The sequence below is a fragment of the Micromonospora sp. ANENR4 genome (assembly GCF_015354395.1).
In the GTDB taxonomy this organism is placed as follows: domain Bacteria; phylum Actinomycetota; class Actinomycetes; order Mycobacteriales; family Micromonosporaceae; genus Micromonospora; species Micromonospora aurantiaca.
The window spans coordinates 243,973-256,345 of the sequence record NZ_JADKYQ010000008.1 but is presented as its reverse complement, the minus strand read 5'-3'; the positions used below and the strand labels follow the sequence as shown (position 1 = coordinate 256,345).

Annotated in this window: 13 protein-coding genes and 1 pseudogene; all 14 read right to left on the bottom strand. The window is 74.0% G+C overall.

Annotated elements, in window-relative coordinates; all coding sequences use genetic code 11:
• Nucleotides 1–10: 10 nt before the first annotated feature.
• Nucleotides 11–859: a hypothetical protein gene (locus IRY44_RS16380; protein ID WP_194801227.1), complete on the bottom strand. Its 849-nt coding sequence runs from the start codon at nt 857–859 to the stop codon at nt 11–13.
• Nucleotide 860: 1 nt separating this feature from the next.
• Nucleotides 861–1,805 (bottom strand): RluA family pseudouridine synthase, encoded by a 945-nt coding sequence (locus tag IRY44_RS16375; protein WP_194801226.1) that lies wholly within the window; start codon nt 1,803–1,805, stop codon nt 861–863.
• Complete coding sequence (lspA, locus tag IRY44_RS16370; RefSeq protein ID WP_194801225.1) at nt 1,802–2,404, bottom strand: signal peptidase II; 603 nt, start codon at nt 2,402–2,404, stop codon at nt 1,802–1,804. The genes IRY44_RS16375 and lspA overlap by 4 nt, the downstream gene beginning before the upstream one ends.
• Before the next feature lie 68 nt (nt 2,405–2,472).
• Complete coding sequence (locus IRY44_RS16365) at nt 2,473–2,892, bottom strand: TraR/DksA C4-type zinc finger protein (protein WP_018785248.1); 420 nt, start codon at nt 2,890–2,892, stop codon at nt 2,473–2,475.
• Nucleotides 2,893–3,116: 224 nt separating this feature from the next.
• Nucleotides 3,117–4,622 (bottom strand): potassium/proton antiporter, encoded by a 1,506-nt coding sequence (locus IRY44_RS16360; RefSeq protein ID WP_194801224.1) that lies wholly within the window; start codon nt 4,620–4,622, stop codon nt 3,117–3,119.
• Nucleotides 4,623–4,644: 22 nt separating this feature from the next.
• Nucleotides 4,645–4,953, bottom strand: a complete 309-nt coding sequence (locus IRY44_RS16355; RefSeq protein ID WP_194801223.1) for a DUF167 domain-containing protein — start codon at nt 4,951–4,953, stop codon at nt 4,645–4,647.
• 2 nt (nt 4,954–4,955) lie between these two features.
• A pseudogene (locus IRY44_RS31290) lies at nt 4,956–5,378 on the bottom strand (hypothetical protein); the annotation flags it as partial.
• Between the two features lie 498 nt (nt 5,379–5,876).
• Nucleotides 5,877–6,683 (bottom strand): DivIVA domain-containing protein, encoded by an 807-nt coding sequence (locus tag IRY44_RS16345; RefSeq protein WP_194801221.1) that lies wholly within the window; start codon nt 6,681–6,683, stop codon nt 5,877–5,879.
• A gap of 41 nt (nt 6,684–6,724) precedes the next feature.
• Entirely contained in the window at nt 6,725–7,030 is a 306-nt protein-coding gene (locus IRY44_RS16340) for a YggT family protein (RefSeq protein ID WP_013287596.1), read from the bottom strand.
• A gap of 28 nt (nt 7,031–7,058) precedes the next feature.
• A complete protein-coding gene (locus IRY44_RS16335; RefSeq protein ID WP_194801220.1) occupies nt 7,059–7,760 on the bottom strand; it encodes a cell division protein SepF in 702 nt (233 codons plus the stop codon).
• Between the two features lie 193 nt (nt 7,761–7,953).
• Nucleotides 7,954–8,700, bottom strand: a complete 747-nt coding sequence (locus IRY44_RS16330) for a YggS family pyridoxal phosphate-dependent enzyme (RefSeq protein WP_194801219.1) — start codon at nt 8,698–8,700, stop codon at nt 7,954–7,956.
• A gap of 9 nt (nt 8,701–8,709) precedes the next feature.
• Complete coding sequence (gene ftsZ / locus IRY44_RS16325) at nt 8,710–9,825, bottom strand: cell division protein FtsZ (protein ID WP_030500246.1); 1,116 nt, start codon at nt 9,823–9,825, stop codon at nt 8,710–8,712.
• A gap of 247 nt (nt 9,826–10,072) precedes the next feature.
• Complete coding sequence (locus IRY44_RS16320; protein WP_194801218.1) at nt 10,073–10,891, bottom strand: cell division protein FtsQ/DivIB; 819 nt, start codon at nt 10,889–10,891, stop codon at nt 10,073–10,075.
• Nucleotides 10,888–12,369 (bottom strand): UDP-N-acetylmuramate--L-alanine ligase, encoded by a 1,482-nt coding sequence (murC, locus tag IRY44_RS16315; protein WP_194801217.1) that lies wholly within the window; start codon nt 12,367–12,369, stop codon nt 10,888–10,890. The genes IRY44_RS16320 and murC overlap by 4 nt, the downstream gene beginning before the upstream one ends.
• Nucleotides 12,370–12,373 lie beyond the last annotated feature (4 nt).

Sequence of the window (12,373 nt, the reverse complement as noted above, 5' to 3'; positions counted from 1 at the left end):
CCCCGATGTCTCAGGAGGTGGGAGCGGGATTGGGCGTCCCGGAGCCGGCGGCGGGCGCGGGGGCGGTGGGTGAAGGTCCGCTCACCGTCCGTGCGGCTTCCGACGAATCGCCCATTCCGCCTGCCTCGGCCGGTCCGGTGTCGGACGGCGGCCGGACCACGTCGCGCTGCTCGGGCAGCGGCGGGGTGAACACGGTCCGGTCCAGGCGGCGCACCTCCGGCGCCGGGTCCACCACCCGGACGCCCGGACGCCCGGCGAGCGCGCGCAGGGCGTCCGGCGCGGCGCTCACGACCGCGGCGTAGACGCAGGCGCAGCCGGTCCGGTACGCCTCGGCCTCGCGGGCGGCGACCTCCGCGCCGCTGTCGTACACCCGGCGCAGTTCCGGATCCGCGGTGGTCGCGGCGGCGCGCGAGCGGTAGTCAACGGCCTCCCGGTCCTTGCGCGTCGCGACGCCGGCCATCCCGGCCACCACGTCCTGCGGCAGGCGCAGCGCCGCGATCCGGACGATCTCGGTCTGCCGGCCGGGCAGCGGCACCCGCGCCACCACCGCCGAGACCCGCGTGCCGTCCAGCGCGGCGGCCGCCCGCGCCGGGGTCAGGTAGCCGTCGAACGAGACGAGCGCGTAGCCGTCGGGAGCGTCGAGGCCGGCCAGTTCGTCCCCGGCGGCGCGCAGGTACGCCGGGATGCTCGCGCCGTCGGTCACGCCGACCCGGGTCACCTCGCCCACGGTGCGGTCGCTCACCGGCCGGTCCCGCCGCTGCGCCACCGCGACCATCAGCACCACGAGCGCGCAGGCCAGCGCGACCCAGGTCAGCGCGGCGGACCGGGACCGGCGCGGCGGCGCGGGATCGTCGCTCACGTCAGTCGCGCAGGATCTCCAGCGCCCGGGCCAGGTCGTCCGGGTACTCGCTGACGAACGTCACCTCGTCGCCGGTGCCCGGATGCGCGAAGCTCAGCGAGCGGGCGTGCAGCCACTGCCGGGACAGCCCCAGCCGGGCCGACAGCGTCGGGTCCGCGCCGTAGGTCAGGTCGCCCACACAGGGGTGCCGCATGCTGGAGAAGTGCACCCGGATCTGGTGCGTACGCCCGGTCTCCAGCCGCACGTCGAGCAGGCTGGCGGCGGGGAACGCCTCGAGCGTGTCGTAGTGGGTGATGCTCGGCTTGCCGCCGGAGACCACCGCCCAGCGGTAGTCGTGGTGCGGGTGCCTGTCGATCGGCGCGTCGATGGTGCCGCGCAGCGGGTCCGGGTGGCCCTGCACCACGGCGTGGTAGCGCTTCTCCACCTCGCGGTACTTGAACGCCCGCTTCAGCGCGGTGTAGGCGCGCTCACTCTTGGCCACCGCCATGATCCCGGTGGTGCCGACGTCGAGCCGGTGCACCACGCCCTGCCGCTCGGCGGCGCCGCTGGTGGAGATCCGGTGGCCGATGCCGGCCAGGCCGCCGATCACAGTCGGGCCGGTCCAGCCCGGGCTCGGGTGCGCCGCCACCCCGACCGGCTTGTCCACCACCACGATGTCGTCGTCGGCGTACACCACGGTCAGGCCGGGTACGGCCTGCGGCACCACGACGGGCGGCGCGGCCGGCGCGGGCAGCGTGACCTCCAGCCACGAGCCCGCCTTGACCTTGTGCGAGTTGGGCCGGGCCACGCCGTCGACGAGCGCGTCCCCGGCGTCGATCAGGCCGGCGGCGGCGGTGCGGGAGAGCCCGAACAGGCGGGACACGGCCTGGTCCAGGCGCATACCGTCGAGACCGTCGGGCACGGGCAGGGAACGGGTGTCGCCGCCGGCGGCGAAGGCGGAGGTCATGCGCTCTCCCGCTGCTCGGCCGGGGCGGTGTCGTCGCGCTTCTCGTCGCGCAGCCGGGAGCCGTCTCGCTGCCGGCCGGTCAGCTCCAGGAAGACCGCGAGCACCACGCCGCACACCAGCGAGCTGTCGGCCAGGTTGAACACCGGCCAGACCTGGCCGTACGGGTCGAACAGGCTGATCATGTCGACCACGTGGCCGACGAAATGGCCGGGCGCGCGGAAGATCCGGTCGATCAGGTTGCCCAGCGCGCCGCCCAGCACCAGACCCAGCGACACCGCCCACGGCAGCGAGCGCAGCCGCAGCGCCATCCAGGTGATCCACCCGATCACCACGAACGTGATGATCGGGAAGACCCAGGTGTGGTCCGAGCCGATGCTCCAGGCCGCGCCGCTGTTGCGGGTGAGGCTGAAGTAGACGGTGCCGCCGAGCAGCGACACCGGCTCCCGGCCGGTCAGCTCGGCGAGCGCGAGCTGCTTCGTGCCGAGATCCGCCAGCAGCGAGAACAGGGACACGCCGAGCAGCAGGCCGACGGCCTTACGGCGAGGCGCGCCGGCGCCCGACTCGGTGGTGCCGGCCCCGGCGGGCGGTGCTGCGGTCATCTGCTCCCCATCGACGCTCGCGAGACGGTGCGGTCACCGTCTGCCGTACGGCCGCCGGGGAGCGGTGATCAGCGCCGCTCCTCCAGCTGCTTGCACGTCACGCAGAGGGTGGCCGACGGGAACGCGGCGAGCCGCTCCACCGGGATCGGGTTGCCGCACCGCTCGCACCAGCCGTAGCCACCCTCGTCGAGGCGCTCCAGCGCGCGCTCGACCTGCGTGATCCGTTCCTTGATGCTGTTGGCGAGAGAGATCTCCTGCTCCCGCTCGAACGTCTTGGTCCCGGTGTCGGCCTGGTCGTCCCCGGCCGAGTCGGTCAGCCGGTCGCGCTGCAGCTCGGTGATCTCGCTCAGCGTCTGATCGTACTCGGCGTTCAGCTCGTCCCGCCGTGCCGCCAGGGCGGCCCGGATCTTCTCGGTCTCCGCCGCGCTGCGGGTGGCCTTCGCCACCGGCTTGCGACCGGCGGTCCTGGTGTCGGCTGGCTTCGCCATCGTCAGCTCCCTCAGCCGCGCGGAGCGGCGGTCAGCGGTGCGTGGGCGGGACGCCGTCGTCGGCGTCGTCCGCGTACGGAAGGGTGCACGGCGAGCGGGCCCGCCGTGCACTCCGGAGGTTGGCAAGAATACGGAACGTACAGGCGTCCGACAACGTGCCGCACCGTCGTCCCACGTATCCGCCCCGGACTGCCATCAATCGGGGCAAAAGGAACGGTAGCAGATCAGCGGGCCCTCTCCTCGCCGTACTCCCCGAACCACCTCGCCAACCGCCCCCGGCGACTCACCGCCCGCAGCCGCCGCTCGGTCTCGTCCCGTACTCCGGCGGTGGCGACGATGAGCAGGCTGTCCCCGACCTTGAGCCGGGTGTCAGCGCCCGGCACGAAGCCGACCCCGTCACGCAGCACCAGCGTCACCGCGGCGCCGACCGGCAGCCGCAGCTCGTCCACGTGCACCCCGGCCAGCCGCGACCCGGCCGGCACCTCCAGCTGGAGCAGGTCGGCGCGCATCCGTTCCAGCGGGGCCGTCTCCAGCAGGATCTCGCTCGCCTCGGCCGGCGCGGTCACACCCAGCCGCCGGGCCGCCGGCGCCAGCGTCCCGGCCTGGAGCAACGTGAAGATCACCACCAGGACGAAGACGGCGTCGAACAGGCGGTCCGCCCCCGGCACGTGCAGCGACAGCGGGATGGTCGCCAGCACGACCGGCACCGCGCCGCGCAGCCCGGCCCAGGACAGGAACACCTGCTCGCGCAGGTTCACCCGGAACGGCAGCGCGGAGACCGCCACCGACAGCGGCCGGGCTAGCAGCAGCAGCGCCAGCCCGGTGATCACGGCCGGCAGCACCGCCGAGTCCAGCCGGCTCGGCGAGACCAGCAGCCCGAGCAGCACGAACAGGCCGATCTGGGCCAGCCAGGCCAGCCCGTCGGCGAACCCGAGGATCGCCTGGCGGTGCGGCAGCCGGGAGTTGCCGAGCAGCACGCCCGCGACGTACACGGCGAGGAAGCCCGAGGCGTGCATCACCGAGCCGGCCGCGTACGCCAGCACGGTGAAGCCGACCACCGCGATCGGGTACAGGCCGGCCGACGGCAGCGCGGCCCGGCGCAGCGCGTACCGGCCGGCCAGGCCCGCGCCGACCCCGACCGCCGCGCCGGCGCTCAGCTCGTAGCCGAGCAGCAGCACCTCGTACCACCAGGGGTGGGCGGCCTCGACCCCGGCGCGGGACAGCAGCAGCACCAGCAGCACGACCGGGGCGTCGTTCACCCCGGACTCGGCCTCCAGCGCGGCCACCAGCCGGGGCGGCAGGCGCAGCCGGCGCAGCGTGGCGAACACGGCCGCCGCGTCGGTGGAGGAGAGCACCGCGCCGTAGAGCAGCGACAGCCGCCAGTCCAGGCCGAGCAGCAGGTGCACCACCACGCCGACGACCACGATGCTGACCACGACACCGACCGTGGACAGCGCCGCGGCCAGGCCGAGCACCGGCCGCAACGTGGTCCACCGCGCGGTCAGGCCGCCCTCCGCGATGATCACGATGAGCGCGCAGAACCCCAGCACCCGGGTCAGCTCGACGTCGTCGAACCGGATGCCCAGGCCGGCCTCGCCGAGCAGCACGCCGAGAGCCAGGTAGACCAGCAGGCTCGGTACGCCGAGCCGGGTGGAGAACCGCACCGCGCCCACCGCGACCAGCAGCACGGCGGCGCCCACGAGCAGCGCGACGTCGAGCCCGTGGGTCATCGCCGTCCGGCCCGACCGGACCTCACGCCGTGCTGCCGTCGCGCAGCCGGCGCAGCACCTCGGGCAGCCCGTCGTGCGGGCGCTCGACCAGGAACAGCTTGTCCCGGCTGGACGAGCCGGAGCGCAGCGACACGGTCGCCGGCCGGACGCCGAGCGCGTCGGCGAGCGCGCGCCGGGCCGCCTCGGTGGCGCGGCCGTCCACCGCCGGCGCGTGCACCGCGACGACGAGCGCGGGACCGTACGGCCCGTCGAACCGCCCGCCCACCCGGGCGCGGGCCGCCCCGGGCTTCACCCGCACCGCGACGGTGAGTGTGTCGTCCGCGATCGTCATGGTCAGCGCGGCCGGCCCTCGGCGAGCAGGGTGGTGGCGGCCTCGCAGTGCGCGCACGGGGTGAAGCCCAGCGCGACCGCCTCGGCGACCGGCAGCGGTTCGTCCTCCCGGCCCACCAGGTGCGAGCAGCCGGGCAGGTGGAAGCGGGGATGACCGTCGACCACCAGCACGTCGCCCGGTAGCCGGACCAGCCGGGCGACGTCGCCGGTGGAGAGGTACTCGGCGGGCGGGTCGCCGTCGAACGCCTCGCCCGGCGCGGGCGAGGTGGGCCGGGCGGTCTCCGCCACGCGCGGGCCGGGCGGCGAGTAGGGCGTCGCGTCCGCGACGACCGGGTCCGCGTACGCCGGATCCGTGTCCAGCGGTGCCGCGTACGGCCCGGCGGGCTCGGCATCGAACGCGTGTGTGTACGACCCGGCTTCGGCGTCGGACGCCGGCGTGTACGGCCCGGCCTCGTACGGCCCGGCGGCGGGCGCGTACGGCCCGGCGTCGGAGGGCTCGGCCGGCGGCGAGTACGCGGCCGGCGGCGGGGCGTCGTCCGGCTCGGTCACCGGCGATCCGGGCGGTTGCCGCCACCCGGATCCGCCGGCGCCGACCGTGGACGTGTGGTGCGGGACCGGGCTCACCGGCTCGTCCGGGGACGGGACGGTGTGCGTGGTCCGTGGTCGCGGTCCGGTCTCCCGGCCGGCCGTGGCCCGTGCCGCGGCAGCCTGGCGGGCGAACGCGACGAAGGCGACGGCGGACAACAGGCTGGCCGCGATCGAGACGATGAGCAGGAGGCTGGACCCGCCGGCGAGACCGGCGATCAGCAGCACGACCGCGACGAGGATGAGCAGGATGCTGGCGGCTACCACGGCTCACCCCCGGCCGCGTCGTGTCGGTCTGGGCGGTCGGTGGCCGTCACGGGGACGGCCACCGACGCGGGATCAGCGGCCGGACTCGAGCGAGCCCGCGCGGCCACCGCCGTAGGAGCCGGCGAGGCCGGCCGCGGCGAGACCGTTGCTGCCGGTGGCACGGTTGCCCTCGGAGCGGTTCATCTCCACCTCGAGACCCTGGCCGCGACCGTCGAGGTCACGCAGCTGGCTCTCCAGGTACGCCTTGAGGCGGGTGCGGTACTCGCGCTCGAACTGCTTGAGCTCCTCGATGTGCTTCTGCAGCGCGGTGCGCTTGGCGTCCAGGCCGCCCATGGCCTCCTGGTGCCGCTGGCGGGCGTCCCGCTCCAGGGCGTCGGCCTTGGCGCGCGCCTCCCGGGTGACCTCCTCGGCCTTCGAACGGGCCTCGGAGAGCAGCTGGTCGGCCTCGCGACGGGCGTCGGAGACGTGGTCGTCGGCGGTGCGCTGGGCCATCATGAGCACCCGCAGCGCCTGCTGCTCGCCGTCACCGGTCACGCCGCCGGCCGGGCCGCCCTGCGTGCGGACCTGCTCCAGCTCGGCCTGCATCGCGCGGGCCGCCTGCTCGGCGGCTGCCTTGTCGCGCTGCACCCGGTCGAGCTGGGCCTTGACGTCGTTGAGCTCCGCCGCGAGGCGGGCGTCACCGCCGGGGCCGGCGGGAGCGCCACCCCGACCGCCGCGCTCCACCTGGGCGCGCAGCTCGTTGTTCTCCTCGATCAGACGGGCCAGCTCGCGCTCGACCTCGTCCAGGAAGGCGTCGACCTCCTCCTCGTCATACCCCCGCTTGCCGATCGGCGGCTTTTTGAAGGCGACGTTGTGGACGTCGGCCGGGGTCAGCGGCATCGAAACTCCTCGGGTCAGTTGCGGCCGCGAAAGCGCTCTGGTCAGGCAAACGCGAAGATCAGGCGCCTAAACACGAACTCCATCAGCACGAACAGGATAACCAGGAGCACAAGGGAGGCCAGGTCGATGCTCACGGTACCAATTCGCAGTGGTGGGATCACACGCCTCAACGCTCGCAGGGGCGGATCAGTGACGCTCCACACGACTTCCAGTCCCGCCGACGCTCCCCGTCCCGGTTGCCAGCGGCGACCATAGGCCAGCACCGCCCCGAGAACAAATCGCGCCAATAGGACAATCAGGAAGATGTACAGCAGCAGGTAGAGCACCTGGAACAGGATCGACAACACGGCAGGCGACGTCCCTCGGTCGTGCGGCTCAGCTCAGGCTGAAGAAGCCGCCCTCAGCGATCTTGGCCTTGTCCTCCGCGGTGACCTGGACGTTGGCCGGTGAGAGCAGGAACACCCGGTTGGTCACGCGCTCGATCGTACCGCGCAGACCGAACGCGAGCCCGGCGGCGAAGTCGACGAGCCGGCGGGCGTCCGCCTCGTCCATCTCGGTGAGGTTGATGATCACCGGTACGCCGTCGCGGAAGTGCTCGCCGATGGTCCGCGCCTCGCGGTACGTGGTCGGGTGCAGCGTGGTGATCTGGTAGCGCTGCTCGTCCTCCGGCGCCACACGCTCCCGCTCGCGCGGCTGGGCCTGCGGCGCGAGCGCGAGATTGTCCCGGGTGTGGTAGCTCAGGGCACCAGAGGTGTCACCGCCGGAGGACCGGGTGATCGACCGCACGCTGGACCGCTCGGCCCGCTCCGGGCGCTCGGTCTCAGCCCGGTCGACGTCGGCGGCGCGGCTGGAGGCGCGCTCGGACAGCCGGCCCCGCTCGCCGAGCCGGCTACGCGTCGTCGGCGGCTCCTCGGCCTCGTCGTCGTCCTCGTCGGCGAACTCCTCGGCGTACCGGCTCGACCGGTAGCGCGACGAGTCCCGGTAGCCACCCTTGTCGTAGCCACCGTCCTCGTACGCCCGCTCGTCGTCCTCCTCGACGAGACCGAGCCAGACCCCCGCCTTGCGCAGTGCACCCATCCCCGCGCCCTTCCGTCCGCCGTGCGGCACGCGCCCCCGTGCCGTGTCGCTTGATCACGAGTGGACGATCATGCCCACCGGACCGGATCGGCAATCCCCTGACGTGCGGTTCGCGGTCCGCCCGTCACGGCCCCCGGCTACGGGAACGCCGTCCTGAACAACACTGATGTAATTTGCTTCCGTCGTGGTGAGGCTACCGCAGCGCAGGGCGCATTCCGAGCAACGCGCTGCCGACACGGACATGTGTCGCGCCGTGACCGATCGCGCTCTCCAGGTCGCCGCTCATCCCCGCCGACAGCACCGTCGCGCCCGGATGGTCGGCCCGCAGCGCCTCCGCCACCTCGGCCAGCCGGGCGAACGCCCGGTCCGGCTCCCAGCCCAGCGGTGCCACCGCCATCAGGCCCGCCAGCCGCAGCCCGGTGGCCCCGGCCACCGCCGCGGCCACCGGGTCGAGCCCGCGCTGCGGATCGGCCACGCCCGGCAGCGCGCCGCCCCGGGCCGGGTCGCCGTCGATGCTCACCTGCACCAGCACGTCCAGCGGCCGGTCCCGGACCGCCCCGGCGGCGGCGTCCAGCGCGGCGGCCAGCCGGACGCTGTCCACCGACTGGACCACGTCGGCGTACCGGACCACCGAGCGGGCCTTGTTGCGCTGCAACTGGCCGATGAAGTGCCAGCGCGGTGCGGCCCCGGTCTCTGCCACGGCCTCCGCCTTCGGCGCCGCCTCCTGGTCGCGGTTCTCCCCGACGTCGGTCACGCCGAGCCCGGCCAGCGCGACCACGTCCGCCGCCGGGTACGTCTTGGTCACCGCGACCAGGGTGACCTCGTCGCGCGGCCGCCCGGCCGCCGCACAGGCGTCGGCGATGCGGGCCCGGACCCGGGCCAGTCCGGCCGCGAGCTCGGCGCGCCGCTCGGGCCGCACCGCCGTCTGTGACTCCGTCATCGGCGCGGCTCAGGACCCGTTCTTGAGGAAGTCGGGCACGTCGACGTCGTCGAACAGCACCCGGCGCGACGGCTGCTGCGGCGCCGGCATGGTGGCCGGCGGGCTCACCGGAGCGTTCGGCTGGGCCGGCGGGTTCTGGTTGCTCTTGCGCGGCGGCTCGACCGCCTTGTACGCCGGCGCGCCCCCGTCGAAGCCCGCCGCGATCACCGTCACACGCACCTCGTCGCCGAGCGCGTCGTCGATGACCGCGCCGAAGATGATGTTCGCGTCCGGGTGCGCCGCGTCGGTGACCAGTTGCGCCGCGTCGTTGATCTCGAACAGGCCGAGATCCGACCCGCCGGCGATGGAGAGCAGCACGCCGCGCGCGCCGTCCATGCTCTGCTCCAGCAGCGGGCTGGAGATGGCCGCCTCGGCCGCCTCGACGGCGCGGTTCTCGCCCCGGGCGCTCCCGATGCCCATGAGCGCGCTGCCGGCGCCGCTCATCACGCTCTTCACGTCGGCGAAGTCCAGGTTGATCAGACCCGGCGTGGTGATCAGGTCGGTGATGCCCTGGACACCGGAGAGGAGCACCTGGTCGGCGGTGCGGAACGCGTCCATCATGGAGATGTTGCGGTCGCCGAGCGCGAGCAGGCGGTCGTTCGGGATCACGATGAGCGTGTCGCACTGGTTGCGCAGCTCCTCGATGCCCGCCTCGGCCTGGACCTGCCGGCGCTTGCCCTCGAACGAGAACGGCCGGGTGACCACACCGATGGTGAGCGCGCCGAGCTTGCGGGCGATGTTCGCCACGACCGGCGCGCCGCCGGTGCCGGTGCCGCCGCCCTCGCCGCAGGTCACGAACACCATGTCGGCGCCCTTGAGTACCTCTTCGATCTCGTCGCGGTGGTCCTCGGCGGCGTTCTTGCCGACGTCCGGGTTGGCGCCCGCGCCGAGCCCCCGGGTCAGCTCCCGGCCCACGTCGAGCTTGACGTCGGCGTCGCTCATCAGCAACGCCTGCGCGTCGGTGTTGATCGCGATGAACTCGACGCCCTTGAGCCCAACCTCGATCATCCGGTTGACGGCGTTGACGCCGCCGCCCCCGATGCCGACGACCTTGATGACCGCCAGGTAGTTGTGCGGAGGTGTCATCTCCGGTCCTTTCCCTTCGAGATTGGCATGGGCCGACCCCACACGGCTTGGCCGGATCAGCGGCCGGACACTCCCCCGGTGGCTCCGAACGGCTGAACCCTCACCCTCTACTAGAGGCTTAGAGTTATGTCAACCACTGATCTCTTCGGGGCAACGTATGCGCCGCCGCGCCAGGAGCCAAGGACCTGTTCCGGCGTGTCGCCGACCGAGCGACAGGGGACACATCGCCCGCTCGCTGAGCCGCGGGTCACTCGAACGTGACCACGTCCGGCGCGCTGACGTCGATCCGGTCCGCCTTGCGGCTCAGCAGAGCGGTCGCCACCGTCGACTTGTCGGTGCCACGGGAGGCGTCGCCCCAGAACACCTGACGCTCGCCGCGCAGCAGCAGCGTGATCCGGGCCAGCCCGGCCACATCCACCGCGACCAGCTCCGCGCGCAGCTTCTCCCCCAGCGCGGCGAGCACCGCCAGCCCGGCCCGCGTACCCGGGTCGTCCGGGCCGGGCCGGGCCACCCGGACCTGCGGCAACCCGTCCGGCGCCCGGTCCAGGCGCTGGAACACCACGCCCGAACCGTCGACGACCACGAAGCCCTCGCCCTGCGGCACCGCCGCCACCGGGGTGCGCTCCCGCACTCGGATCACCAGCGTGCCCGGCCACTCCCGTTCCACAGTGGCGTCCGCCACCGGCGGCAGCGTGCCGACCTTGCGGGCGGTCGCGTCCAGGTCCACCCGGGCCAGCGGCGCGTTGTCCGGCACCGCCGCGGCGTCGCGGATCTGCACCGGGGTGACCAGCCGCGCGCCGACCACCCGCACCTCACGGACGCCGAACAGGCCGGTGCCCAGCACCGTCCACGCCACCAGGCCCACCACGGCGAGCACCGCCGCCGCGACCGCCCACGGCAGCGCCGCGCGCATCCGCCGCTGCCGGGCCCGGGCCATGAACCGGCGGGTCGACGGCGGCACCGCGTCCGCGTTCGCCCGCACGAGCTGCCAGCGCCGGGCCGGGCTGCGCCGCCCGCCGCCACCGTCCGGTCCAGGGGTACGGCCGCGGGCCGGACCGGGACTCATCCGGCCCGGGTCGCCGCGCCGTCCGGGTCGACGCCGGCGCCGAGCCCCGTGCCCCCGGCGGAGCGGGCGAGCAGGGCGTCGAGCAACTGGTCACCCATCAGCGAGATCGGCGGCGCGCCCATGGTCACCACCACGTCGCCCGTCCGCGCCCGCCGGGCCACCTCGGCCGGCACGTCGTCCCACGACTCGACGAACACCTTGCGTTCGGCCGGCAGCGACACCTCCTGGATCAGTGCGGCCGAGCCCTCGCCGGGGCGGCGCGTCTCGCCGGGGCCGAAGACCTCCAGCAGCACCACCTCATCGGCGATGCCGAGCGCGGCGGCGATCTCCGCCTGGTTGTCCCGGGTGCGGTAGAGCCGGTACGGCTGGAACACCACGATCAGCCGGCCGTCGCCGGCGACCTCGCGCAGCGTCTGCAACGCCAGCGTCATCGAGGTCGGGTGGTAGGCGTACTCGTCGTAGACCAGCACGCCGTCAGCCACGCCCTTGCGCTCGAAGCGCCGCCGCACGCCGGGGAACGCGCCGAGCGCAGCCTCCGCCGCGGCCACCGGCAGTTCCAACAGGTACGCGGCGAGCACCGCGGCGGCGCTGTTGAGCGCCATGTGCCGGCCCGGTACGGGCAGCCGGATCTCGCCCAGCGGCCGGCCCTCGACCTCGGCCTGGTAGCGCACCCCGTGCGCGGACGAGACGACCTCGCTCATCCGCAGGTCGGCGTCGGCGGACTCGCCGTACGTCCAGACCCGGCGGCCCTCGGCCCGCAGCGTCTCGGCCAGCCGGCGCCCGCCCGCGTCGTCGGCGCAGGTGATCACGAAGCCGGCCGGGTCGGTGAGCCGGGCGAACTCGGCGAACGCCGCCTCCAGGGTGGCCAGGTCACCGTAGGTGTTGAGGTGGTCCGCCTCGATGTTCGTGATGATCGACACGAACGGGCGGTAGATGAGGAAGGAGCGGTCGCTCTCGTCCGCCTCGACCACGAAGTGCTCGCCGGTGCCGTGGTGCGCGCCGGAACCCACCTCGGAGATCTCGCCGCCGATCACGAACGACGGGTCGGTACCGGCCTGCTGGAGCACCATGGTGACCATCGACGTGGTGGACGTCTTGCCGTGGGTGCCGGCCACCGCCACCGTGCGGCGGCCGGTCATCGCCGCGGCGAGCGCCTCGGAGCGGTGCAGCACCCGCAGCCCGCGCCGGCGCGCCTCGACCATCTCCAGGTGGTCCTGCGGGATCGCCGAGGAGTAGACCACCGTGTCCACCCCGTCGAGGTTGGACGCCTCGTGCGTGGAGTGGATCGTGCCGCCCAGCGCCCGCAGACCGGCCAGCGACGGCCACTCCCGCAGCTCGCTGCCGGAGACCGGCAGGCCCCGGGTGAGGAACAGCCGGGCCAGCCCGGCCATCCCGACCCCGCCCACCCCGATCAGGTGGATCCGGCCCAGGTCCTCCGCCGTCATGGTGCCGGCGGGCGTGAACTGCGCGGTGTTCATCAGA